At 71.7% G+C, this 23,243-nt stretch carries 21 protein-coding genes; 9 read left to right on the plus strand and 12 right to left on the minus strand.

Features of this window, described 5'->3' with window-relative positions:
• Positions 1-67: 67 nt before the first annotated feature.
• Complete coding sequence (locus tag ACIBQ1_RS18210; RefSeq protein WP_397278818.1) at positions 68-1,561, minus strand: DUF885 family protein; 1,494 nt, start codon at positions 1,559-1,561, stop codon at positions 68-70.
• Between the two features lie 80 nt (positions 1,562-1,641).
• Between ACIBQ1_RS18210 and ACIBQ1_RS18215 the strand changes: the two genes are divergently transcribed.
• The gene (locus tag ACIBQ1_RS18215) at positions 1,642-2,385 is read left to right on the plus strand and encodes an N-acetyltransferase (RefSeq protein WP_397278819.1); all 744 of its coding nucleotides are present in this window, start codon (positions 1,642-1,644) and stop codon (positions 2,383-2,385) included.
• Between the two features lie 6 nt (positions 2,386-2,391).
• Here ACIBQ1_RS18215 and ACIBQ1_RS18220 read toward each other — a convergent pair whose 3' ends face one another.
• The 3 genes from ACIBQ1_RS18220 to ACIBQ1_RS18230 form a co-directional block, all read right to left on the minus strand.
• Positions 2,392-3,369, minus strand: a complete 978-nt coding sequence (locus tag ACIBQ1_RS18220; RefSeq protein WP_397278820.1) for a PLP-dependent cysteine synthase family protein — start codon at positions 3,367-3,369, stop codon at positions 2,392-2,394.
• Between the two features lie 70 nt (positions 3,370-3,439).
• Positions 3,440-4,183, minus strand: coding sequence for an MBL fold metallo-hydrolase (locus ACIBQ1_RS18225; protein WP_397278821.1), 744 nt, complete (start codon positions 4,181-4,183; stop codon positions 3,440-3,442).
• 51 nt (positions 4,184-4,234) lie between these two features.
• Positions 4,235-5,740, minus strand: a complete 1,506-nt coding sequence (locus ACIBQ1_RS18230) for a succinic semialdehyde dehydrogenase (protein ID WP_397278823.1) — start codon at positions 5,738-5,740, stop codon at positions 4,235-4,237.
• 73 nt (positions 5,741-5,813) lie between these two features.
• Between ACIBQ1_RS18230 and ACIBQ1_RS18235 the strand changes: the two genes are divergently transcribed.
• From ACIBQ1_RS18235 to ACIBQ1_RS18245, 3 genes are all read left to right on the plus strand, one after another.
• The gene (locus ACIBQ1_RS18235) at positions 5,814-8,033 is read left to right on the plus strand and encodes a protein kinase (protein WP_397278825.1); all 2,220 of its coding nucleotides are present in this window, start codon (positions 5,814-5,816) and stop codon (positions 8,031-8,033) included.
• Positions 8,034-8,064: 31 nt separating this feature from the next.
• Positions 8,065-10,089, plus strand: coding sequence for a beta-propeller domain-containing protein (locus tag ACIBQ1_RS18240; RefSeq protein ID WP_397278827.1), 2,025 nt, complete (start codon positions 8,065-8,067; stop codon positions 10,087-10,089).
• A gap of 170 nt (positions 10,090-10,259) precedes the next feature.
• A complete protein-coding gene (locus tag ACIBQ1_RS18245) occupies positions 10,260-11,513 on the plus strand; it encodes a S8 family serine peptidase (protein WP_397278829.1) in 1,254 nt (417 codons plus the stop codon).
• Between the two features lie 62 nt (positions 11,514-11,575).
• Here ACIBQ1_RS18245 and ACIBQ1_RS18250 read toward each other — a convergent pair whose 3' ends face one another.
• The 3 genes from ACIBQ1_RS18250 to ACIBQ1_RS18260 form a co-directional block, all read right to left on the minus strand.
• Positions 11,576-12,064 (minus strand): DinB family protein, encoded by a 489-nt coding sequence (locus ACIBQ1_RS18250; protein ID WP_397278831.1) that lies wholly within the window; start codon positions 12,062-12,064, stop codon positions 11,576-11,578.
• Entirely contained in the window at positions 12,061-13,800 is a 1,740-nt protein-coding gene (locus ACIBQ1_RS18255; RefSeq protein ID WP_397278832.1) for a glycerol-3-phosphate dehydrogenase/oxidase, read from the minus strand. Before ACIBQ1_RS18255 ends, ACIBQ1_RS18250 begins: the two co-directional genes overlap by 4 nt.
• A 90-nt stretch (positions 13,801-13,890) precedes the next feature.
• Entirely contained in the window at positions 13,891-14,661 is a 771-nt protein-coding gene (locus ACIBQ1_RS18260; protein WP_397278833.1) for a DeoR/GlpR family DNA-binding transcription regulator, read from the minus strand.
• A 128-nt stretch (positions 14,662-14,789) separates the two neighbouring features.
• On the opposite strand from ACIBQ1_RS18260, the gene ACIBQ1_RS18265 reads away from it, so the two are divergent.
• The 4 genes from ACIBQ1_RS18265 to ACIBQ1_RS18280 are packed head-to-tail and all read left to right on the plus strand — an operon-like array spanning position 14,790 to position 18,535.
• A complete protein-coding gene (locus tag ACIBQ1_RS18265; RefSeq protein ID WP_397278834.1) occupies positions 14,790-15,662 on the plus strand; it encodes an SIS domain-containing protein in 873 nt (290 codons plus the stop codon).
• A complete protein-coding gene (gene nagA, locus ACIBQ1_RS18270; RefSeq protein ID WP_397278835.1) occupies positions 15,659-16,792 on the plus strand; it encodes an N-acetylglucosamine-6-phosphate deacetylase in 1,134 nt (377 codons plus the stop codon). The genes ACIBQ1_RS18265 and nagA overlap by 4 nt, the downstream gene beginning before the upstream one ends.
• Entirely contained in the window at positions 16,792-17,700 is a 909-nt protein-coding gene (locus tag ACIBQ1_RS18275) for a 1-phosphofructokinase family hexose kinase (RefSeq protein WP_397278836.1), read from the plus strand. The genes nagA and ACIBQ1_RS18275 overlap by 1 nt, the downstream gene beginning before the upstream one ends.
• 10 nt (positions 17,701-17,710) lie before the next feature.
• Positions 17,711-18,535: a ketose-bisphosphate aldolase gene (locus tag ACIBQ1_RS18280; protein WP_397278837.1), complete on the plus strand. Its 825-nt coding sequence runs from the start codon at positions 17,711-17,713 to the stop codon at positions 18,533-18,535.
• On the opposite strand, the gene ACIBQ1_RS18285 is transcribed toward ACIBQ1_RS18280, so the two are convergent.
• The 3 genes from ACIBQ1_RS18285 to ACIBQ1_RS18295 are packed head-to-tail and all read right to left on the minus strand — an operon-like array spanning position 18,525 to position 20,314.
• On the minus strand, positions 18,525-18,959 hold the full coding sequence (locus ACIBQ1_RS18285; RefSeq protein ID WP_397278838.1) for a GNAT family N-acetyltransferase: 435 nt from the start codon (positions 18,957-18,959) through the stop codon (positions 18,525-18,527). The two genes, ACIBQ1_RS18280 and ACIBQ1_RS18285, sit on opposite strands and share 11 nt — an antisense overlap.
• A complete protein-coding gene (locus ACIBQ1_RS18290; RefSeq protein WP_397278840.1) occupies positions 18,956-19,732 on the minus strand; it encodes a phosphotransferase family protein in 777 nt (258 codons plus the stop codon). Before ACIBQ1_RS18290 ends, ACIBQ1_RS18285 begins: the two co-directional genes overlap by 4 nt.
• Positions 19,733-19,741: 9 nt before the next feature.
• Complete coding sequence (locus ACIBQ1_RS18295) at positions 19,742-20,314, minus strand: TetR/AcrR family transcriptional regulator (RefSeq protein WP_397278842.1); 573 nt, start codon at positions 20,312-20,314, stop codon at positions 19,742-19,744.
• A 69-nt stretch (positions 20,315-20,383) separates the two neighbouring features.
• Between ACIBQ1_RS18295 and ACIBQ1_RS18300 the strand changes: the two genes are divergently transcribed.
• Positions 20,384-20,944, plus strand: coding sequence for a dihydrofolate reductase family protein (locus tag ACIBQ1_RS18300; protein ID WP_397278844.1), 561 nt, complete (start codon positions 20,384-20,386; stop codon positions 20,942-20,944).
• Here the strand turns inward: ACIBQ1_RS18300 and ACIBQ1_RS18305 are convergent.
• Positions 20,922-22,115, minus strand: coding sequence for an RNA polymerase sigma factor (locus ACIBQ1_RS18305; protein WP_397278845.1), 1,194 nt, complete (start codon positions 22,113-22,115; stop codon positions 20,922-20,924). The two genes, ACIBQ1_RS18300 and ACIBQ1_RS18305, sit on opposite strands and share 23 nt — an antisense overlap.
• A 5-nt stretch (positions 22,116-22,120) precedes the next feature.
• On the minus strand, positions 22,121-23,242 hold the full coding sequence (locus ACIBQ1_RS18310) for a GuaB3 family IMP dehydrogenase-related protein (RefSeq protein WP_397278846.1): 1,122 nt from the start codon (positions 23,240-23,242) through the stop codon (positions 22,121-22,123).
• Position 23,243 lies beyond the last annotated feature (1 nt).

Below are 23,243 nucleotides of genomic sequence, written 5' to 3' on the forward strand. Positions count from 1 at the left end.
GAGGGGGAGGGTGTCCGGCCGAGGTCCCTTCGGGTGTCCCTTCAGGGGAGGAGAAGGGGCCCGGGGCCTAGAGGATGCGGTCGAGCAGGCCCAGGGGCGGCGAGCCGAGGTCGAGCAGGGCCTTGTGGTAGCGCTGCAGGCTGAAGCCCGCGCCCCACTCCGCCCGCGCCCGCTCCCGCAGGTCGAGGATGAGCAGCTTGCCCCAGGTGTAACGCCCGTACGTCGGGTCGAACGTCGCCCGCCTGGCCTCGGACAGCGCGGCCGGCCCGGCCAGGTGCGTGTCGGACTCGAAGCGCCGGGCGCCCTCCTCGACCGTCATCTGCCCGGTGTGCACGCCGATCGCGCAGGCCAGCCGGGTGACGCGGAGCAGCGCCTCCACCCAGACCCCGATCTCGAACCGCGGGTCGTCCGGCTCGAAGCCCTCCTCCACGCACAGTTCCTCGGCGTAGTGCGCCCAACCCTCGATGAACGCGACGGACTGCAGCAGCCGGCGCACGTCCGACTTCGCCCGCCGCAGCGCGCGGGCGTGCGAGAAGTGCCCGGGCGCGACCTCGTGCACGTTGATCGCCGGCAGCGTCGCGTGGCTGAAGACCTCCAGCCACTCCTCCTGGTCCCGCTCCGGCCAGGACGGGTCCGGCGGCGTGATGTAGTACCAGGACGGGCCCTCGGGCTCGCCGGGCGAGTTCCAGGCCATCATCGCCATCGCCCAGCGCCGCGACTCGGGCGCCAGCCCCACCAGGCACTCGCCGTCGTGGTAGGGCACGAGGTCCTTCTCCCGGGTGAACGCGATGGCCTTCTCCGTGCCGATCCGCGCCGCCTCGATGACCCCTTCGGCGTCGGGATGGTCCTTGACGAGCTCCCGTACGACGTCCAGCGGCGCCCTGTCCCGCTCCCCCAGCTTGGCGCAGGACTCGGCGAGCAGCCCCATCAGCCGGTCCCGCTCGGCGTCGGCGCGTTCGGCGAGCCTGCCCAGGTCGACGGGCAGGCCCTCGGCCGTGCCCATGAGCCTGGCCAGCGCCTCGCCGCCGAGCGCCGCGTCGGGGTCGCCCTCCGCCGCAGCCAGCTCGACGTGCGCCACGAGCCGGGCGTGCGCCTTGAGCGCGGCCTCGTCGGTGACCCCGGCGGCCAGCCCCTTGGTCGCGGCGAGCAGGGACTGCGCGACGGGGGCCGGGACCTGGTCGAGCGAGTCGATCGCCTGCTCCACCGCCTCGGGCCAGAGCGCGAGATGGGCCGCCTTGGCCGCCACGCGCTCCTCCTCGGGGGCGTAGTCGCGGTCGTAGCAGGCGAGGTCGAGGTTCGAGAGGTGGATCAGCGGGTTCTTTCGATGCAGTTCCAGCTCGCCGAACTGAGTGCGCATGCTCTGCTCGAACACCTGTAGGTGCTCGGCGTCATGCGCGTCCGCGGGCAGCGGCCCCTCGCCGAGCCGCGACAGCCCGGCCCGCACGCCCTCAGGCGAGAGGTCCTGGATCCGGCCGTCGTACTCGTGCCTGCCGCCGCCCTCGCGCGCCTCGGCCACGATCAGGTCGGTGATGGCCCGCAGCCTGGCGTCAAGTTCTGTCATGCGGCCGACGCTAGCGCACCCCCATTCGTCCTGATTTATTCGAGCGCGTACCGGTCGCCCGTAATGTGAGAATGATCCCCATGGCCCTCAAGATCACGACGCTCGCGGAGCGTCCCGAGTTCGCGCCGTCGCTGTTCGAGATGGACCATACGTGGCACGATTTCATGCTCGAAGATCCGATCGCGGACCTGTTCTACCCGTTCGCCACCACGACCTACGCCGAGTACGTGCTGGTGGCCGACTCCGACGAGGAGCCGGGGCGGCTGGCGGCGCGGGCGTGCATGATCCCGTTCCTCGCCGAGGGCTCCGAACTGCCCGACGACGGGTGGGACGGCGTGATCAGGTCCGGCTGGCTGGCCCGCGAGCGCGGCGACAAGCCCGACGGCATCTCCGCCCTGGAGATCTCCGTCCGCCGCGACCTCCAGGGCACGGGGCTCTCCTCCCTGATGCTCGCGGCCATGCGCGAGCGCGCCGCCGCCCTCGGCCATCGCGAGCTGGTCGCGCCGGTCAGGCCCAACAGGAAGCACCTCGAACCGCGCACCCCCATGGCCGACTACGCCTTCAGGACCCGCGCCGACGGCCTGCCCCATGACGCCTGGCTGCGGGTGCACGTGCGGGCGGGCGCGAAGATCGTCAAGGTGGCGCCGCGCTCGATGGTGGTGGCGGGCACGCTGGCGGAGTGGCGGCGGTGGACGGACCTGCCCTTCGACCGTCCGGGGCCGGTGGAGGTGCCCGGCGCGCTCAGCCCGGTGCACTGCGACGTGGAGCAGGACCACGCCGTGTACGTCGAGCCGAACGTCTGGGTCAGCCATCCCCTGACCTGAGCCCGTTCAGACACTGGTGCGGCGCCGCAGCTCGTCGGCGTATTGTCCGGCGTCCAGCCCTTTGGCGGCGGCCCACGCGTCGTCGTGGCAGGTCGTCAGATGCCGGTCGGCGGCATCGCCCACCAGCGACACCACGGTGCCGCTCTCGCCCCTGGCCCGCATGCGCTCGACCAGCTCCAGCGCCGCCCAGAGCGCCGTGCCCGACGAACCGCCCACGGCGAGCCCCGTCACCGCCCTGATGTGCCGGGCCGCCGCCACGCTCGCCGCGTCGGGCACCGGGATGACGAGGTCGACGAGGTCAGGCCGGAACCCCGGCTCGACGCGGGGCCGCCCGATGCCCTCGATCCGCGACGGCATGCCGGTCGCGTAGTCGGGCACGTCGAGCGTCCAGCCCGGGAAATATGCCGAATTATCGGGATCCGCCACCGCGACTCGGCAGGGCACGTCATGATCGCGGGCCCACCGCCCGAGCGTGGTGGAGGTGGCACCCGTGCCCGCGCCCGTCACCACCCAGTCGGGCCGCACCTGGGCGAACAGCTCCGCCCCCAGGTCGTGCTCGGCCGCCCGCCCGAACTGGTCGAGGAAATGGCCCGGGATCTCGCGCGCCGCGTCGTAGATCGCCAGGGGCGGCGTCACGAACCTGCACTCCCCGCCCAGCGCCTCCACCGCGCGGGCCCGCGCCGGGCTCCGCTCGCCCGGCATGACCACGATGTACGGCAGCCCGAGCCGCCGGGCGAACCACGCCTGCGCGACGGCCGCGTTGCCGCCCGTGGCCTCCACCACGGTCGTGCCCTCGGTGACCAGCCCGTCGAGGACGGCCTGCCGGAACAGCGCCCTGGCATGGCGGTGCCGCAGGCTCCCGGTCGGCTGCGCGGACTCGTCCTTCAGCAGCAGCCTGATCCCGGGCGCCGGCACCGGGAAGTCGATCAGCGGGGTGGGCTCCCCCGCCGCCAGCACGTCGAGGGCCCGCGCGTTCCAGCTCACGCCTCCACCCTGCCAGGCGGGCGCGGGCCAGGCGACGCCGTTCGCCGCGGGCCGACCGATCCAGCGGGGGTCAGGGGATCCGGGTGCTTTCGCCCGGAGCGAGCAGCCGGAGCCGGTCGCCGAACCCGGCGAACGCCTCCTCCACGGTGTCCCGCCCCTGCGTGAAATGCGCCCAGTGCTCGAAGTGCAGCGGCACCACGTGCCTGGCCCCCAGGATCTCGGCGGCCGTCACGGCGTCGTCGCTGGTCAGCGTCAGGTAACCGTCGACCAGCGGCGTGCGCGCCCCACCCGCGAACAGCAGCGCCACGTCCACGGGGCCCAACCGCCCGGCGATCTCCCGTACGACGTCCAGCGAGGCGTTGTCCCCGCTCACGTAGACGGTCGGCAGCCCGTCACCGCCGAACACGAACCCGGTCACCTCGCCCACCAGGTGTTCGGTCCCGTCGGGCCCGTGCTGGGCGGGGACCCCGGTCACCCGCAGCCCGTCGCCCACCGTGACGGACGTCCAGCTGGGCAGCGCGCGCACGGAGGCCCCCAGCCGCGTGGCCGCCGACGCGGTGGAGAGCACGAGCGGGACGGAGGCCAGGTAGTCCCGCCCGGACCTGTCGAGGTTGTCCGGGTGCTGGTCGTGAGAGAGCAGCACCGCGTCCACGGCTCCGAGCTCGGCCGCGCCGAGGGCGGGCCCCGCGGTCTTCGTGAGCGCCCGGTTCCCGATCGGGTAGTCGCCGGGCGCGTCGAACGTGGGATCGGTCAGCAGGCGCACCCCGCCGATCTCCAGGACCGCCGTGGGCCCTCCGAGGTAACGAATCTCCATGGACGTCAACGACACCGGCTCACGGCGGCGTATTCCGTCCTGGCGCGGACGTCACTTCATCCGGAGCCGCCGCATCGTCTTGAGCGTGCCGGCCAGGGCGCCGGCCCACTTCTCGTACGGCAGCCCGAACGGCGGCTCGAAGCCCAGCCACCCCGCCTGCGAGGCCACGGTCTTGGACTCGGTGTAGCGCAGCAGGCCCTCGGAGCCGTGCCGGCGGCCCAGCCCCGACGCCTTCATGCCGCCCATGGGGGCGTCGTAGGAGGCGTAGGCCGAGGCGTACCCCTCGTTGATGTTGACCGTGCCGGCCTTGACGCGGGCGGCGAGCGCCCGGCCGCGCGGGAGGCTGGAGGTCCAGATGGAGGCGTTCAGGCCGTAGATGGTGTCGTTGGCCAGCTCGACCACCTCGTCGTCGGAGGTGAACGGGTAGAGCGCGACCACCGGCCCGAACGTCTCGTTGCGGCACAGCTCCATGTCCGCGGCGACGCCGGTGAGCACGGTCGGCTCGTAGAACAGCGGGCCCAGGTCGGGCCTGGTCCGGCCGCCGGTCAGCAGCCGCGCGCCCTTGGCCAGGGCGTCCTCCACGTGCGCGCTGACCGTGTCGAGCTGGCGCTGCGAGGTGAGCGAGCCCATCTGCACCGACCAGTCGTGCCCCGCGCCCAGCTTCATGCCGCGGACCTGCTCGACGAAGCGCTCGGCGAACGCCTCGAAAACGGACGCGTGCACGTAGAGGCGCTCGATCGACAGGCAGAGCTGCCCGGCGTTCGTGAAGCAGGCCCGGATGGCCCCCTGCACGGCCACGTCGAGGTCGGCGTCGTCGAGCACCACCATGGGGTTCTTGCCGCCGAGCTCCAGCGAGCAGCCGATGAGCCGCTTGGCCGCCTCCTCGGCGATCTTCCTGCCGCCGCGCGTGGATCCCGTGAACGCCACGTAGTCGGCGTCGTCCAGCAGCGCGTCGCCGATCTCGGCCGGCTCGCCGAGCACGACCTGCCAGATCTCGCGCGGCATGCCCAGCTCGGCCAGCAGGTCGATGGTCCACAGCGTGGACAGGGCGGTCTGCGTGTCCGGCTTGTGCACGATCGCGTTGCCGGCCAGCAGCGCGGGCACCGCGTCGGTGACGCCCAGCGCGAGCGGGTAGTTCCACGGGGAGATCAGCGCGACCACGCCCTTGGGCCGGCGCAGCTCCACGACGCGGGTGGCGACGGGGAAGATGCCCTTGCGGGCGCGCGGCGCGAGCAGGGCGGGCGCGCGGCGGGCGTAGTGGAGTGCGCAGCCCGCGACGTCGAGCACCTCCTCGAAGGCGTGCTTGCGGGCCTTGCCCGTCTCGTTCTGGACGATGTCGAGGATCTCTGCGCGCCGGTCGAGAATCGCGTCGTGCAGCCGCAGGAACGGTCTCGCCCGTTCCGCCGCGGGCCTGCGCGCCCACTCGACCTGGGCGGCCCTGGCCTTCTCGTACGCCCTGCGGACGTCGTCGGGGTCCGACAGAGGCAGCTCGGCGAGGGTTTCGCCGGTGAAAGGCGCGACGATGTGCCGTGTCCTACCGCTGGACGTCACGTGCATGCCAGAAGGATATTCCGCCTGGCTACCCACGGGTAGTTTTTGCGGATTCGCGCCGTAGCGACAGAATCCCTACATGGCAATCTTCGCGCCGCTACGCCCCGGAGATCCGCAACGGCTTGGGGGCCTGGATCTCCTCGGCCGGATCGGGGAGGGCGGTCAGGGCGTCGTCTATCTCGCCAAAGGGCACAATGACTCCCGCGTGGCCGTCAAATGGCTGCGCCCCGACCTGTCGGGCGACCAGGTGAGCGCAGAGAGGTTCATGCGCGAGGTTCAGGTGGCCCAGCAGGTGGCGCCGTTCTGCACCGCCGCCGTTCTCGGCACCGGGGTCGAGCAGGACCGGCCGTACATCATCAGCGAATACATCGAAGGGCCGTCGCTGCACCGGGTCGTGACGGAGGACGGGCCGCGCACCGGGACCGTCCTGCACCGGCTGGCCATCAACACCGCCACCGCGCTGGCCGCCATCCACCAGGCGGGCATCGTCCACCGCGACTTCAAGCCGGCCAACGTGATCATCGGCGCCGACGGGCCCCGGGTGATCGACTTCGGCATCGCCAGGGCACTGAACGCCACCTCGACGATCAGCAGCATGGTCGTGGGCACGCCGGCGTACATGTCGCCCGAGCAGATCATGGGGCACACGGTCGGCCCGGCCGCCGACATGTTCTCGTGGGCGAGCGCGATGGTCTTCGCCGCCTCCGGGCAGGCGCCGTTCGGCAGCGACACGATGCCCGCGGTGATCAACCGCGTCCTCAACCAGCATCCCGACCTGAGCATGCTGGACGCGCACCTGCGTGACGTGGTGGCCGCGTGCCTGTCCAAGGACCCGGCTCAGCGGCTGACGGCCGAGCAGGTCATGATGCGGCTGCTGCGGCACCCGGCGCCGGGCGCCGGGCCGAACTCAGGGCCGAACCCCGGGCCGAACTCCGGGCCGAATTCCGGGCCGAACCTCGGGCCCGCCCCGTCGCTTCCGTTCGCGTCGCCACAGGGCCCACCGTCCGGGCCGCCGGGCCCGCCGTCGGGTCCCGTGCCGGGCCCGCCATCAGGCCCCGTCCCGTACCCGGGGCCCGGCGGGCACTCCGGCCCGGTCCCGCACACGGGTTCCGTCGCCCCTTCCCCCCAGCAGCCGTGGCAGCCTCCTGCGCCCTATGCCCAGCCCACCCACCCGAGCTGGGGCGAGCAGCAGCCGCCGCGGAAGAAGAGCAGGGCGCCGCTGATCGCGGGCGTCACGGTGGCGGTCGCGCTGCTGATCCTGGCCGGCGTGGTCGTGTACATCCAGATCGACAAGGCGTCGCTGGCCGGCCCGGCCCGCACCCCGAGGCCCAGCTCGACGAAGTCCAGGACGAGCGCCAGCCCGTCCCCCACCGAGGCGGCCGTGCCGGCGACGGGCGTCAAGAAGGCGCTCCCCGGCGCGAGCATCTCGCTCTACGAGGACCCGGGCGACGCGATCGTGCTGACCTCCTACGAGATCTACGACAAGAAGAAGGACGACTGGATCGACTACGCCAGGGGCTCGCTGCGCGGCTCGTTCACGAAGTACGCCGGCAACTGGGAGTCGATGGTCTCCCCCGACGGCCGCTACCTCGCGGAGAGGGGCCGGAGCTACAGCTCCGACGACTTCGACTACATCGTCCTCTCCGACCGCCGGTCAGGGGAGCGCACGACGATCAAGACCGTCAAGGAGCCGCTGATCAGCAGCATCAGGGCGTGGTCGAGGGACGGCTCGAAGATCCTGCTCAACACCGAGCGCAAGGTCGGGAGCAAGTGGCTCTACCTGGGCTTCGTCCTCATAGACGTGGCCAGGAAGCAGGCCACCCAGGTCGACGTCAGCGACACCTCCATCCGCCAGACGGCCTTCGGCTTCGACGGCGCCGAGGACGGCACCGTCAACGTCTACGGCGACGAGAAGAACCGCAGCCTGCGCTTCTTCAACTCCCTGGGCAAGGCCACGCACTCGGCGAACGAGATCGGCACGCTGTCCGCCGGCACGCAGGACATCTTCTCGCCCTCGGGCAAGACGTTCGTCACCAACTGCCCCAACGGCGGCGACGGCGACCACTGCATCTGGGACAGCGAGTCGGGCGAGCGCCTGCGCAAGTTCTCCTCCGAGTGCGACAAGGTCCTCGGCTTCTACGACGAGAGCCACCTCTACTGCTGGGAGCAGGACAACGGCGCCGACGACGAGGTCCAGGTGGTCGACTTCAACGGAAAGCTGGTGCGCAAGATGCTGGAGGTGCCCGACGAGATCGACTTCAGCCCCGTCTTCACGGTGAACCCGAACAAGGGCTCCTGAACCATCCGCCCGGGGCAGCCGTCTTGAGGGCATGAAGACGCTGATCCGCACGGCCGCGACCGTCGCGGCGCTCGCGACGGCCGCGGTCGCCTGCACCTCCACGACCGCGGGCGCGCCGCCGAAGCCCAGGGTGAGCCCGCTCGGCGCGATCCGCCTGGTGGCTTACACCGGCTGCGACGACCTGCTGTCCGGGCTGCGCGAGCACGCCGCCCAGCGCGTCACCCCGTACGGGTTCGACAACGTCATGCCTCTCGCGTACATGGAGGACGCCGCCCGCTCGGTCACCGCGAACGCCAAGACGAGCACCCCCGAGCACTCCACGACGAACGTGCACGAGGCCGGCGTCGACGAGCCCGACGTGGTCAAGACCGACGGCAACCGGGTCATCACCGTCAAGGACGGCGTCCTGCGGATCATCGACACCGCCACCAGGAAGGTCACCGGCTCGCTCAAGCTGACGGAGGGCGAGAACGGCCGCGGCGCGCCCGCCGACCTGCTGGTCTCGGGCGACCGCGCGCTGGTGCTGATGCGCGGCGGCGACATCATGTACAAGCGGATGGCCTTCGCCCCGCAGGCCGACACCAGGTACGTGCTGGTCGACCTGTCGGGCCGGCCCAAGGTGCTGAGCACGATCAAGCCGCAGGGCTCGTACGTGGACGCCAGGATGGTCGGCTCCACGGTCAGGCTGGTCACCCGCAGCCAGCCGGACATCGCGTTCCCCGAGTTCAAGGACGACGTCTCCGAGGCCGAGCGCCTCAAGCGCAACCAGGCCACGGTCCGCCAGGCCCCCGCGGACGCCTGGCTCCCCAAGATCGAGATCACCGACGCGTCCGGCACCGTCAAGAAGGACTCGGTGAAGTGCGAGCGGATCAGCCACCCGGCCGACTACACCGGCACCTCGCTGCTCACCGTGCACACCATCGACCTCGCACAGGGCGTGACCGCCGCGGGCACCGACCCGATCAGCCTGGCGGCCGACGGCGACATCGTGTACGGCACCGGCGGCAGCCTCTACGTGGCCAGCAACCCGCGCTGGTGGATGCCGGTGGCGATCGGTGAACCGATAGTGGACGACGCCCCGGCGACCGCACCGCCGGCCTCGGGAGACGTCGCCCCGGCCGTGGAGCCCACGCCCACCCACCCCCCGCTCTCCGAGTCCCCCAGCCCCTCGCCCACGGAGCCGACGGCCTCCACCCTGCCCGAGCCCAGCCCGGAGCCCACGCCCACGCTCCCGCCCGAGGAGACCGAGGTCCACCGGTTCGACATCTCCTCGGCCGGCGCGCCCTCCTACGTGGCCTCGGGCAAGGTCCCCGGCCGGCTGCTGAACCAGTACTCGCTGTCGGAGTACGACGGCCACCTGCGCGTCGCCACCACGCTCAACTCCCCCGACGGCAAGACCAGCTCCAGCGCCGTGTACGTGCTCAAGGCCGACACCATGGCCAAGACGGGCGAGGTCGGCGGCCTCGGCGAGGGCGAGCGCATCTACTCGGTCAGGTTCATCGGCCCGGTCGGCTACTGCGTCACGTTCAAGCAGGTCGACCCGCTCTACACGCTCGACCTGCGCGACCCGGCGGCGCCCAAGGTGACGGGCGAGCTGAAGATCACCGGCTACTCCGCCTACCTGCACCCCGGCGCCGAGGGCCGGCTGATCGGCATCGGCCAGGAGGCCAGCGAGAAGGGCAGGACGCTGGGCACGCAGGTCTCGCTGTTCGACGTCAGCGACCCGGCCGGTCCGCGCAGGTTGTCGCAGCTGTTCCAGAAGGACTCGGGCTCGTCGGCCGAGTGGGACCCGCACGCGTTCCTGTACTGGCCCAAGACCGGCCTGGCGGTGATCCCGCTGTACCAGCAGAACGAGTCGGGCGGGCTCGTCCTGAAGATCGACGACTCGGGCGTGACGAAGCTCGGCATGATCAAGCACCCGGGCAAGGACGAGTACCAGGGCGGGATCGACCGGGCGATGGTCATCGGCGACTCGATCTGGACGCTCTCGTACGACGGTATCCAGGTCAACGACGCCGCGACGCTGGCACAACAGGCCTGGATCCCGCTCCGCTGAGCTGAAACATACCTAGTTAAAAGGTGCTGATTTCGTATGGAATCAGCACCCTTTTTCATGGACAAGATCCGACAATTGATGAAAACTTTACTAACCATGTAATGTCGGACTCGGCGGATTTGTCATGACATAGTTCCCCTGGGTCCGCGACACAGGAAGGGCTCAAGCTGATGCGAACACGCACCCCCCTGCTCGCATTGCTCGTCAGCGCCATGGCGTTAGCCATGGCGCCGCTGCCTGTCTCCGCCGCCACCCAAGAGGCCCAGGCCGCGGAAGGGACGTACATCGTCGAGCTCAAGCCGACCATGCGGGCCGCCCCCCGCACCGCCGCCCAGGACCAGGTGTCCCAGGCCGGCGGCCAGCTCGTCGGCGTCTACGAGCACGCGTTCAAGGGCTACACCGCCCGCCTGACGGCCAGTGCGGCCGAGCAGCTCAAGCGCAACCCGAACGTCCTCAGCGTCGAGCCCGACGCCGAGGTGACCGCCTTCGTGCAGACCACGCCCACCGGCGTGCGGCGCATCTTCGGTCCCAGCAACCCGAACCTGGACATCGACGGCACCGATGACGTGCGCATCGACACGGACGTCGCCGTCATCGACACCGGCGTCAACCACACCCACCCCGACCTGAACGTCGTCGCCCGCGCCAACTGCGTGTCCGGCGTCTGCACGAACAACGCCGGCGTCGACGACAACGGCCACGGCTCGCACGTCGCGGGCACCGTCGGCGCGATCGACAACTCCATCGGCCCGGTCGGCGTCGCTCCCGGCGCCCGCATCCACGCCGTGAAGGTGCTCAACTCGGCCGGCTCCGGCACCCTGGCCGGGATCGCCGCGGGCATCGACTGGGTGGTGGCCCGCGCCTCCACCATCGAGGTCATCAACCTGAGCCTGGGCTGCAACGGCTGCACGAGCAGCGCGATCAGCAACGCGATCACCAGGGCCGTCAACGCCGGCATCGTGGTCGTGGTGGCCGCGGGCAACAACCACGCGAACACGTCCTCGTTCTTCCCCGCCAACCACGCCGACGTGGTCACCGTCTCGGCGCTGACCGACAACGACGGCCTGGCCGGCGGCGCCGGCGGCAGCACGCTCTCCTGCCGCAGCGAGACCGACCAGGACGACACCTCGGCGTTCTACTCCAACTACGGCGCCACCGTCGAGATCACCGCACCCGGCACCTGCATCTACTCGACGTGGATGAACGGCGGCTACAACACGATCAGCGGCACCTCGATGGCCAGCCCCCACGTGGCGGGCGCGGCCGGCATCCTCACCGCGGGCGCCCGCAAGCCGACGACCAGGGCGGGCTCCCTGGCTGTACGGACCAAGCTGATCTCCACCGGTAACACCAACTGGACCGACGACTCAGGCGACGGCGTCAAGGAGCCCCTGCTCGACGTGCACGACGCCACGCAGTACTGACCGACCATCCCGGACAGGGCGGTACGCGGATCCCGCAGCGCCGCGTGCCGCCCCTCCCTCTTTCATGACTCCGCCAGCTCGCGGGCGATGTCCAGGTGGCCGGCGTGCCGCATGTACTCCTCCAGGACGTGGAACATGATCCACCCCAGCGTCGGCGGCTCCTTGGGCGGCTGGAACCTGCCGATCCGCGAGGCCACGTCGGACAGGCTCGCCCCCGCCACCACCTGCCTGGAGCGCTCACACTGCGCCAGGTAGAAGTCCTTGATCTCGTCGAACGACTCGGCCGCGACGAACACGCCGTCCTCGTCGCGGTCGCCCCCCGCGTCCTCGACCTGCTCGCCCGCGAAGTCCCAGACGAACCAGCGCCGCTCCATGTACGCCAGATGCTTGAGCATCGACAAGGGCGTCCACCCGGACGGCACCCGGCTCATCTCGGGCTCGGGGAACCCGTCCAGCCGGCGCAGGATCTCCGCGCGGTAGTGGTCGAGGTAACCTTCCAGCAGCTCGCGAGGGTCGGACAGCTTCTTCGACGGCTCGCCGCGCTCGCTCATGATGACTGCTCCGGGATGACGACGGGGACGATCTCCGGCGCGCCGAGCCTGATCGCGTCGGCCTCCTGGTCGGAGTCCTGCTGCTGCGAGCGGCGTTCGGCCTCGACACGCTTCGTGTAGTATTCCACCTCCCTTTTCACCTGCTCGCTGTCCCAGCCGAGCGGCCCGGCCATCAGCTCGGCGGCCTCCTGCGCCACGGCCAGGCCACGGTGGAAGGTCTCGATCGAGATGCGCGTACGCCGGGTCAGCACGTCGTTGAGATGCCTGGCCCCCTCGTGGGTGGCGGCGTAGACGATCTCGGCCCGCAGATAGTCGTCGGCCCCGGTCACCGGCCTGCCCAGCGACGGCTCGCGCTCGACCAGCTCCAGCACCTCGTCGATCATCGAGCCGTAGCGCTGCAGCAGGTGCTCGATCCTGGCCACGTGCAGCCCCGAGGTGTGGGCGATGCGGTATCTGGAGTTCCACAGCGCCTGGAAGCCCTCGGCGCCCGCCAGCGGGATGCGGTCGGTGCACGAGCGCGGCACCCGCTGGTCCAGCCCGTGCGCCACCGCGTCCACCGCGTCCTTGGCCATGACCCGATAGGTCGTGTACTTCCCGCCGGCGATCAGGACCAGGCCCGGCACCGGGTGCGCCACCACGTGTTCCCTGGACAGCTTGGAGGTCTCCTCCGACTCGCCCGACAGCAGCGGGCGCAGCCCCGCGTAGACGCCTTCGACGTCGTCGTGGGTCAGCGGCACGGACAGGACGGCGTTCACGTGGTCGAGCAGGTATTCGATGTCCGCGCGGGAGGCGGCGGGGTGGCTCTTGTCGAGCCTCCAGTCGGTGTCGGTGGTGCCGATGATCCAGTGGCGGCCCCAGGGGATCACGAAGAGCACGGACTTCTCCGTGCGCAGGATGATCCCGGTCAGCGAGTGGATCCGGTCCCGCGGGACCACCAGGTGGATGCCCTTGGAGGCGCGTACGTGGATCTGGCCGCGGCCTCCGACCAGCTCCTGGATGTCGTCGGTCCAGACGCCGGTGGCGTTCACCACCTGCTGGGCGCGCACCTCCAGCTCGTCGCCCAGCTCCAGGTCGCGCACGCGTACGCCGGTGACCCGCTCGCCCTCCCGCAGGAAGCCGACCGCCTGTGCCCGCGGCGCGATGGCCGCGCCGTAGGTGGCCGCGGTGCGCAGCAGGCTCACCACGTAGCGCGCGTCGTCCATCTGCGCGTCCCAGTACTGGACGGCGCCCGTGAGGGCGGACTTCTTGAGCGCCGGGGCCAGCCGCAGTGCCCGCGACCTGGACAGGTGCCGGTGGCCCGGCACGCCGCGGGTGGTCCCGGCCGCGGCGCCGAGCGTGTCGTAGAGCGCCACGCCCGCGCCGACGTAGATCCGCTCCCACACGTAGTGGGTCAGCGGGAAGAGGAACGGCACCGGCCTGACCAGGTGCGGGGCGATCCGCTGCAGCAGCAGCGCCCGCTCGCGCAGGGCCTCGCGCACCAGCTCGAAGTTGAGCTGCTCCAGGTATCGCAGACCCCCGTGGATGAGCTTCGAGGAGCGCGAGGAGGTGCCGGAGGCGAAGTCCCTGGCCTCCACCAGGGCCACGTCGAGCCCTCTGGTCGCGGCGTCGAGCGCGATCCCGGCGCCCACGATGCCGCCGCCGACCACGACCACGTCGAAGACCTGACCGGCCATGCGCTCCAAGGCCTCGGTCCGCTCCGCCGGCCCGAGCCGAGCCGCGCACGTTCCCGACGTCATATCTTCCCCCTGGTACGGCTTTGTCGCCTGCGCCTGATACCTACCCGCGGGGCAGTCGGGCTGTAACGCGGCCGTCCAGGGCGCGCGGACTCAGGCGCGGACGACCTTCACGCCCGCCTCCGTCAGCTCCGCGGCCATCGCGTCGGAGAGCCGGGCGTCGGTGACCAGCGTGTCGATCTGCCCGATCGGGCAGATCCGGGAGAACGCCCGCTTTCCGATCTTGGAGGAGTCGGCCACCACGACCACGTGCGCGGCCCGGCTGATCAGCAGGTGGTTGACGCTCGCCTCCCCCTCGTGGTGGGCCGAGGCGCCGAGCTCGACGTCCAGCGCGTCCACCCCGAGGAAGGCCACGTCCAGCGTCACCTGCTCCAGCACTCCGTTGGCCAGCGGCCCGATCAGCTCGTACGACTGCTGCCTGGCCACCCCGCCGGTCACCACGATCTTGACGTGCTGGCGGACGGTCAGCTCGGCCGCGATGTTCAGCGCGTTCGTGACGATCGTGAACCCGCTCTCCAGGGTGGACAGCGTGGCGAGCGTGCGCGCCAGCTCGGAGGTGGTCGTGCCGCCGTTGAGCCCCACCACGGCGCCCGGCGTCACCAGCTCGGCCGCCGCCGTCGCGATGCGGTGCTTCTCGTCGGCGTGCCTGGCCGTCTTGTAGCGCAGCGGCAGGTCGTAGCTCACGCTCTGCGCGACCGCCCCGCCTCGCGTGCGCATGAGCATCTGCTGCTGGGCGAGCTGATCGAAGTCCCGTCTGATCGTCGCCGTGGAGACGCCGAGCGCCTGGGCGGCCTCCTCCACCGACAGCCTGCCTTCCTGGGCCAGCAGCTCGAGGATGGCGTTCCAGCGGTCGTAGCGGGACACAAGGCCTCCTAGGCGATGGGGACAAGGGCAAGCGTGGCACAACCAGCCGGGCCAGGGCCAACAGTGTCCATTAATGCACTTTCCTGGTATAAAACCAGCAGAAACAATCAATCGTCGGGAGGCAAGTGGTGACCACCCACACCGAGGCCGAGATCGCGTCCCAGCCGTCGTGCTGGCGTCGCGCCATCGCGAGCGTCCCCGCCGGCGCGCTGCCGCGCCCGGGCGAGCGGGTCGCCGTGGTGGGGTGCGGCACGTCGTGGTTCATCGCTATGGCGTACGCCACCCTGCGCGAGCGGGCCGGGCACGGCGAGACCGACGCCTTCGCCGCCTCCGAGGCCCCGATCGGGCGCTCGTACGACCGCGTGCTCGCGCTGACCCGTTCCGGCACCACGACCGAGGTGCTGGAGCTGCTGGCCAGGACGACCACGAGGACCACGGCCATCACCGCGGACCCCGACACGCCGATCATGACGGCCGCCGACGAGGTCGTCGTGCTCGACTACGCCGACGAGCGGTCGGTCGTGCAGACCAGGTTCGCGACCACGCAGCTGGCGCTGCTGCGCGCCAGCCTCGGCGAGGATCTCGGCCGAGCCGTCGAGGACGCCGAGGCGGCCCTGGCCGCGCCGCTGCCCGACGAGCTGGTGCAGGCCGGGCAGTTCAGCTTCCTCGGCACCGGCTGGTCGGTCGGCCTGGCCCAGGAGGCGGCGCTGAAGATGCGCGAGGCGTCCCGCTCGTGGACGGAGGCGTACCCGGCGATGGAATACCGGCACGGCCCGATCAGCATCGCCGCGCCCGGACGCGTGACGTGGATGCTCGGCACTGCCCCCGAGGGCCTGCGCGCGCAGGTCGAGGAGACCGGCGGCACGTTCTTCGAGACCGCGCTCGACCCCATGGCCGAGCTGATCCGCGCCCAGCGGGTGGCCGTCGCCCGGGCCTTCGCCCAGGGGCTGAACCCCGACGAGCCCATGCACCTCACGCGATCTGTGATCCTTTCTTCATGAGCCTTACTCTTGCCGACGCCAGGATCGTGACCCCAGAGGGGGTCCACGAGGGGTGGCTGACCATCGAAGACGGCCGCATCACGCATGTCGGCCGCGGATCCGCCCCGGGTCAGGGCCTGAGCGTGGGCGGACGGCACGTCATACCCGGGTTCGTGGACATCCACAACCACGGGGGCGCGGGCGGCTCGTTCCCGACCGGCGAGCAGGACAAGGCGCGCACGGCCGTCGAGCTGCACCGCCGCCACGGCACCACCACGACGATGGCCAGCCTGGTCACCGACACGATCGACGGGCTGACCGGAGCCGCGGCCGCGCTGGCCGAGCTCTGCGAGGAAGGACTGCTGGCCGGCATCCACTTCGAAGGCCCCTACATCGCCAAGGCCCGCTGCGGCGCGCACGACCCGACGCTGCTGCGGGAGCCGTCGCGGCAGGAGCTCACGGCGTTGCTGAAGGCCGGGCGCGGGCACGTCCGCATGGTGACCATCGCGGCCGAGCTGCCCGGCGCGCTCGACGTCATCCGCATGGCCGCCGCGGAGGGCGTGATCGCGGCCGTGGGGCACAGCGACGCCGACTACGAGACGACGCTCCAGGCCGTCGAGGCGGGCGCGAGCGTGGCCACCCACCTCTACAACGCCATGCCGCCGCTGGGCCACCGCGCGCCCGGCCCGGTGGCCGCGCTGCTCGACGACGAGCGGGTGACGGTCGAGCTGATCAACGACGGCGTGCACGTGCATCCGGCCATGCTGCGCCTGGCGTACGAGGTGGCGGGTCCCGGCCGGACGGCGCTGATCACCGACGCGATGTCGGCCACCGGGCTCGGCGACGGCGACTACGTGCTCGGCCCCATGCGGGTGCGGGTGGAGGACGGCGTGGCCAGGCTGGTCGAGGGCGGCTCGATCGCGGGGGCCACGCTGACCATGGACGTCGCGTTCCGGCGCAGCGTCCAGGAGGTCGGCATGTCGCTGCCCGACGCGGTCCAGGTGGCCTCCCTGACGCCCGCGCGGGTGCTGGGCCTGGCCGACCGGATCGGCTCGATCGCCGTGGGCAAGGCGGCCGACCTGGTGGTGCTGTCCGACTCGCTGGAGGTGGCCGGGGTGATGAAGGACGGCGTCTGGATCACGGAGCCCTGATGATCCTCACCGTGACGCTCAACGCCGCCCTCGACGTGACCTACCAGGTCCCCGACGTCGACTGGGACGGGGTCAACCGGGTCAGCGCGGTGCACCGGCGCGCCGGCGGCAAGGGCGTCAACGTCGCCCGCGTGCTGGCCGCGCTGGGCCAGGACGTGCTGGTCACGGGGCTGGCGGGCGGCCCCACGGGGCGGGCGATCGAGGACGACCTGCGAGCGGCCGGCCTGCCCTGCGCCCTGCACCCCGTCGCCGCCGACTCCCGCACGACGCTGGTCGTCTCGGAGCGGCCGGGCACCCGCACGGCGCTGTTCAACGAGCCCGGCCCGGAGGTCACCACCGCCGAGCTGGCGGGCTTCGTACGGCGTTACGAAACGCTCCTCGACGGCGCCGGCGCGGTCGTCATCTCGGGCAGCCTCCCGCGTGGCGTCCCCGCCGACACCTACGCCACGCTGGCGGCCATCGCCGCCGGCAAGGGGGTCCCGGCCATCGTCGACGCCGACGGCGACCCGCTCCGCCACGCCCCCAAGGGCCGTCCCTCCGTGGTCAAGCCCAACCGGGAAGAGCTGGCCAGGGCCGTTCCCGGCGGCACCCCGGCGGAGGGCGCGCGGGCGCTGCGGAGCCAGGGCGCCGGGGCCGTGGTGGTGTCCATGGGCGCCGACGGGCTGCTGGCGGTCACCGGGGAAGGGACTTTCACCGCACGCATGCCGTACACCGTGCGGGGTAACCCGACGGGGGCGGGCGACTCGCTGGTCGCCGGGCTCGCACTCGGCCTGGTGGAGTCGGCGCCGTGGCCCGACAGCCTCAGGCGGGCGGCGGCGCTCGGCGCGGCCGCCGTGGCCGCGCCCGTGGCCGGCGACTTCGACCCCGACGTGTACGCCGACATACACCCCCAGATCATCATCACGTAAGGAGCCCGCCATGCCCCTCGCCGCCATCGGCGACATCGTCCGCCAGTCGCCCGCAGGGGTGGGCGCGTTCAACGTGATCCAGCTGGAGCACGCCACCGCGATCGTGGCCGGCGCCGAGGCCCTGGGCCTGCCGGTGGTGCTGCAGATCAGCGAAAACTGCGTGCGCTACCACGGCGCGCTGGAGCCCGTCGCGCTGGCCACGCTGGCGGTGGCCAGGCGGGCCGAGGTGCCGGTCGCGGTCCACCTCGACCACGCCACCGACCGCGCGCTCGTGGAGGAGGCGGTGGAGCTGGGGCTGGGCTCGGTGATGTTCGACGCCTCGGCCCTGCCCGACGACGAGAACGTGCGCGCGACCGCCGAGGTGGTGGCGTGGTGCCACGAGCGCGGCGTGTGGGTGGAGGCCGAGCTGGGCGAGGTCGGGGGCAAGGACGGCGTGCACGCGCCCGGCGCGCGCACCAAGCCCCATGAGGCGCTCGACTACGTGATCAAGACCGGCGTGGACGCCCTGGCCGTGGCCGTGGGCACCTCGCACGCCATGACGACCAAGGACGCGGTGCTGGACCTGGGGCTCATCGCCGAGCTGCGGGCCGCGGTGCCGGTGCCGCTGGTGCTGCACGGGTCGTCGGGGGTGCCGGACGACGTGCTGCGCGAGGCCGTGCGGAACGGCATGAAGAAGATCAACATCGCGACCCACCTGAACAAGGCGTTCACCGGTGCCGTGCGCGACTACCTGGCCCACGACGAGCGCGTGGTCGACTCGCGCAAATATCTCAAGGCCGGGCGGGACGCGGTGGCCAGGGAGGTCAGCCACCTGCTGGGCGTCCTCACGGGGTGAGCCCTTTGCGCATCATGACCGCGGAGCGGCCCTCGACGCCCATGCGGCCGGTCTCGACGTAGCCGAGCGACTCGTACAGGGCGATGTTGGCGGTCATCTTGGTGTTCGTGTAGAGGCGTAGCGCGGGCAGCCCCAGCCGGCGCGCCTCCTGCTCGGCATACGCCATCAGCGCCCGCCCGAGCCCCTTGCCCTGGCGGCCGGGCCGCACGGCGACGTTCTCCACCAGCAGGACGCCGTCCTCGGGCACGAGCACGATCAGCCCGTCGAGCTCGTCGGTGACGTGCACCCGCCCGGCCGCGATGAGGGCGCCGTAGTCGGCCTCCATGGGCAGCGGCCGCATGCCGACGATCTCGATCCACGGCGAGTAGGCGTCGTGGACCAGCCGCTCCACGGCGTCCTTGTCGGTGTGCTCCGCCGGTCTCATGTGGCCAATGTTGCCAGCACGCGTTCGACCTGTCGCTCGAAGGTGCCCGGCGGATTGCGCGGGTGCTCGTGCGAGAGCAGGAACAGCCAGACGAGCGCGTGCAGCTTGCGGCACTCGCGCATCCGCCGTTCCTCCTGCGGGCTCAGCTCGAAGCGGTGCGCGATCTCCACCTCGCCGTCCACCCACATCGACACGTGCTCGGCCGCCTCCGCCAGCTCGAACGCCACGTCGCTGCGCCCCGAGTCCTCGTAGTCGACGATGCGGACGCGGGTGCCGTCCCACAGGAAGTTCGCCAGGTTGCCGTCACCCGCCCCGAACACCGGCGTCACCCCCGACTCGCCCGGCGTCCAGCCCTCCAGCCACCGCGTGCCCTCCCTGACCGCCCGGTCCGCCAGCGGGCCCCTGGGTTCCCAGCACGCGCCGCGCCGCCCGGCCCAGTCGGCGAGCGCCTCAAGCTGCCACGGGCGCAGCGGGACGGCCCGGAGCACGTGCGGCGGCACCGCGGCGTGCAGCTCGGTGAGCGCCTCGACCAGGGCCGAGACGTGCACGGCCGTCGCGAGCAGCCCGCGCAGCGACACCCCGTCGATCCGGGACATCGTCACCACGCCGTCCTCGTAGGCGATCGGCTCGGGGGCCAGGCCGGGGGCGTACTCGGCCAGCAGGTTCAGCGCGCGCCACTCGCGCTCGGCCGCGCCGGGCTTGCTGTCCATGTAGCGCTTGATGACGACGTCGCCGGCGAAGGCCAGCTCGTGCGTGTGGCGTAGGTCGGCCATGCCCGCATGCTAGGGCACCAATCGCTCAACGGCGCTGGTCACGAGCTTGTGGATCTCCTCCTCGCCGAACACGTCGGGCAGCGTGAGCCGCTCGACGACGAGCCAGTTCATGGCGAGGTAGAGCAGCAGCACGCTCGTCGCGTCACCAGGGAGGCCCGATTCGAGGTGGTTGCGCACGTTCGCGTCCACGTCGGCACGGATCCGCTCGGTCAGCACGGCCCGCAGCTCCGGCCGCCGGGTGGCCTCCAGACGCAGCTCCAGCAGCGCCAGGTAGCCCGATCGGTACGCCGCCACGCGATCCACCACCTCGTGCATCAGCGCGACCACCCGGTCGCGGTCACGCGGCCCGCTCAGGTGGGCGGCGGTCATGGCGGCGTCCGGCTGCAGCAGCTCGTAGATCCGGCCGCCCGCCTGGGTGAACAGCTCGTCGCGACTGGGGAAGTAGTTGGACGCGGTGCCCGGCGGCACCTCCGCCTGCTTGTCCACCGCCCTGAACGTCAGCCCGCGGGCCCCTTCCCTGGCCAGCACCTCGATCGCGGCATCGACCAGCGCCGCCCGCCTGGCGACGTTCTGCCTGACCATGTTGACACCACTCCATCTGTAGTACTACGGTTAAACCACTTCAACCATAGTACTTCATCTGGAGTCATTTTGCGGAAGCTCGTGTACTACATCGCCACCTCCATCGACGGCTACATCGCGGGGCCGAACGGCGAGCTCGACTTCTACCCGTGGGCCGACGACATGATGGCCGACATCAACGCCCGTTACCCCGAGACCGTCCCCACCCACCTCCGCGCCACGTTCGGTGTCGACGCGCCCAACCAGCGCTTCGACACGGTGCTCATGGGCCGCGGCAGCTACCAGATCGACGAGAGCGTGACCAACCCGTACGCCCACCTGCGGCAGTACGTCGTGTCCAGCACCATGAAGATCGAGGACCCGGCCGTCGAGCTGGTCACCGGCGACCCGCTCGGCCTGGTGCGCCGGCTCAAGCAGGAGGACGGCCTGGACATCTACCTCTGCGGGGGCGGCAAGCTGGCCGGCGCCCTGCTGCCGGAGATCGACGAATTGATCATCAAGTGCTACCCGGTGGTGGCCGGGGCGGGCATCCCGGCGTTCGACGGCGAGTTCCGGCCGACGGCGTTCACGCTGACCGGCTCGAAGACCTACGGCAACGGGGCGGTGGTCATGACGTACGCCCGCCAGTGATCAGCCGCCTGCGCAGGAAGTCCCGCTCCACCTCGTTGCCCGCCCGTGCGGCCGCGGCCTCGTATGCCGCCGCGGCCTCCTCCTCGCGCCCGAGCCGCCGCAGCAGGTCGGCCCGCACCGCGTGGAACAGGTAGTAGTCGCCGGGCCCCTTGAGCAGCCCCAGCGCCACTTCGGGCCCCTCCACCTCGGCCACCGCCACCGCCCGGTGCACCGCCACGACCGGACCCGGGTCGAGCTCCGCCAGCAGGTCGTAGAGCCGCACGATCTGCCGCCAGTCGGTGTCCTTCGCGCTCGCCGCGTCGCTGTGCACGGCGTTGATCGCGGCCTGGATCTGGTACGGGCCGGGCTCGTCCCGCCGCAGGCAGCGCCGTACGAGCTCCTGGCCCTCCGCGATGAGCTCGCGATCCCACAGCTCGCGGTCCTGCTCCCCCAGCAGCACCAGCTCGCCCTCCTCGGACGTACGGGCGGCGCGCCGCGACTCGGTCAGCAGCATCAGCGCCAGCAGCCCCGTGACCTCGGGTTCGTCCGGCAGGAGCTCGACCAGCAGCCGCCCGAGCCGGATGGCCTCGGCGCACAGGTCCCCGCGGACGGCGGTGTACCCCTCGTTGAAGATCAGGTAGACCACGGCCAGCACAGCGCGCAGGCGCTCGGGCAGATCGGCCTCCCCCGGGATCCGGTACGGGATCCCGGCGGCCCGGATCTTGCTCTTCGCCCGCACCAGCCGCTGCGCCAGCGTGGCCTCGGGCACCAGGAACGCGCGGGCGATCTCCGCCGTCGTCAGCCCGCCGAGCAGCCGCAGCGTGAGAGCCACCCGCGCGTGGACGGCGAGCGCGGGGTGGCAGCACGTGAAGATCAGCCGCAGCCGGTCGTCCTGGACGGGGCCCACGTCCAGGGGCTCGTCCTGGGCATGCAGGAGCGCGGCCTGCGCGTACTTGCCGGGCCGCGCCGACTCCCTGCGCAACCGGTCGACGGCCCGGTTGCGCGCGGTCGTGATGATCCACCCGGCCGGGCTCGGCGGCACCCCGGCGGTCGGCCACTGCCGCACCGCCACGCTGAACGCCTCCTGCACCGCCTCCTCGGCGACGTCGATGTCACCGAAGACCCGCACGAGCACGGCGACGGCCCTGCCGTACTCCTCGCGGAACACCCGCTCGACCGCGCTCTCCGGCATGGGCGTCAGCGCTGGATCGGGGCCACCACGACCTCGACGCGCTGGAATTCCTTGATGTCGGAGTAGCCGGTGGAGGCCATGGTCCGCTTGAGCGCGCCCATCAGGTTCATCGAGCCGTCCGCCACGCTCGACGGACCGTGCAGGATCTGCTCCAGCGTGCCGACCGTCCCGAACTCCACCCGCCGGCCACGCGGCAGGTCAGGATGGTGCGCCTCCGAACCCCAGTGGAACCCGTGACCGGGCGCCTCCGCGGCCCTGGCCAGCGGCGAGCCCACCATCACGGCGTCGGCCCCGCAGGCGATGGCCTTGGCGATGTCGCCGGAGGTGCCCATGCCGCCGTCGGCGATCACGTGCACGTAGCGCCCGCCGGACTCGTCCATGTAGTCGCGCCGCGCCGCCGCCACGTCGGAGATCGCCGTGGCCATCGGCACGGCCACGCCCAGCACGTTGCGCGTCGTGTGCGAGGCGCCGCCGCCGAAGCCCACCAGCACGCCCGCCGCGCCGGTGCGCATCAGGTGCAGGGCCGCCGTGTACGTGGCGCAACCGCCCACGATGACCGGAACGTCCAGCTCGTAGATGAACTGCTTGAGGTTGAGCGGCTCGGCCCGGCCCGACACGTGCTCGGCCGAGACGGTGGTGCCGCGGATGACGAAGATGTCGACACCCGCGTCGATCACGGTCTTGTGGTACTGGACCGTGCGCTGCGGCGACAGCCGCACGGCGGTGGTCACGCCGGAGGCCCGGATCTCCTCGATCCGCCGGCCGATCAGGTCCTCCTTGATCGGCGCCGCGTAGATCTCCTGGAGCCGCCTGGTGGCCGCCTCCGCGTCGAGCGCGGCGCACTCCTCCAGCAGCGGCGAGGGGTCCTCGTACCGCGTCCAGAGCCCTTCGAGGTCGAGCGGCGCGAGGCCGCCGAGCCGGCCGATCTCGATCGCGGTGGCCGGGGACACCACGCTGTCCATGGGGGCGACCACTACCGGCAGCTCGAACCGGTAGGCGTCGATCTGCCAGGCGATCGAGACCTCCTCCGGGTCCCGGGTGCGCCGCGAGGGGACCAGGCCGATCTCGTCAAGCGAGTACGCCCGCCGCCCGGTCTTGCCCCGGCCGATCTCCACCTGCTGAGTCATG

Source organism: Nonomuraea sp. NPDC050153 (assembly GCF_044460125.1).
In the GTDB taxonomy this organism is placed as follows: domain Bacteria; phylum Actinomycetota; class Actinomycetes; order Streptosporangiales; family Streptosporangiaceae; genus Nonomuraea.

Bases quoted from the DNA above. Each gene is read 5' to 3' on its own strand.
- ACIBQ1_RS18210 (WP_397278818.1), bottom strand. From the start codon at position 1,561: ATGACAGAACTTGACGCCAGGCTGCGGGCCATCACCGACCTGATCGTG.
- ACIBQ1_RS18215 (WP_397278819.1), top strand. From the start codon at position 1,642: ATGGCCCTCAAGATCACGACGCTCGCGGAGCGTCCCGAGTTCGCGCCG.
- ACIBQ1_RS18225 (WP_397278821.1), bottom strand. From the start codon at position 4,183: ATGGAGATTCGTTACCTCGGAGGGCCCACGGCGGTCCTGGAGATCGGC.
- ACIBQ1_RS18230 (WP_397278823.1), bottom strand. From the start codon at position 5,740: ATGCACGTGACGTCCAGCGGTAGGACACGGCACATCGTCGCGCCTTTC.
- ACIBQ1_RS18235 (WP_397278825.1), top strand. From the start codon at position 5,814: ATGGCAATCTTCGCGCCGCTACGCCCCGGAGATCCGCAACGGCTTGGG.
- ACIBQ1_RS18240 (WP_397278827.1), top strand. From the start codon at position 8,065: ATGAAGACGCTGATCCGCACGGCCGCGACCGTCGCGGCGCTCGCGACG.
- ACIBQ1_RS18245 (WP_397278829.1), top strand. From the start codon at position 10,260: ATGCGAACACGCACCCCCCTGCTCGCATTGCTCGTCAGCGCCATGGCG.
- ACIBQ1_RS18250 (WP_397278831.1), bottom strand. From the start codon at position 12,064: ATGAGCGAGCGCGGCGAGCCGTCGAAGAAGCTGTCCGACCCTCGCGAG.
- ACIBQ1_RS18255 (WP_397278832.1), bottom strand. From the start codon at position 13,800: ATGACGTCGGGAACGTGCGCGGCTCGGCTCGGGCCGGCGGAGCGGACC.
- nagA (WP_397278835.1), top strand. From the start codon at position 15,659: ATGAGCCTTACTCTTGCCGACGCCAGGATCGTGACCCCAGAGGGGGTC.
- ACIBQ1_RS18275 (WP_397278836.1), top strand. From the start codon at position 16,792: ATGATCCTCACCGTGACGCTCAACGCCGCCCTCGACGTGACCTACCAG.
- ACIBQ1_RS18280 (WP_397278837.1), top strand. From the start codon at position 17,711: ATGCCCCTCGCCGCCATCGGCGACATCGTCCGCCAGTCGCCCGCAGGG.
- ACIBQ1_RS18285 (WP_397278838.1), bottom strand. From the start codon at position 18,959: ATGAGACCGGCGGAGCACACCGACAAGGACGCCGTGGAGCGGCTGGTC.
- ACIBQ1_RS18290 (WP_397278840.1), bottom strand. From the start codon at position 19,732: ATGGCCGACCTACGCCACACGCACGAGCTGGCCTTCGCCGGCGACGTC.
- ACIBQ1_RS18295 (WP_397278842.1), bottom strand. From the start codon at position 20,314: ATGGTCAGGCAGAACGTCGCCAGGCGGGCGGCGCTGGTCGATGCCGCG.
- ACIBQ1_RS18305 (WP_397278845.1), bottom strand. From the start codon at position 22,115: ATGCCGGAGAGCGCGGTCGAGCGGGTGTTCCGCGAGGAGTACGGCAGG.
- ACIBQ1_RS18310 (WP_397278846.1), bottom strand. From the start codon at position 23,242: ATGACTCAGCAGGTGGAGATCGGCCGGGGCAAGACCGGGCGGCGGGCG.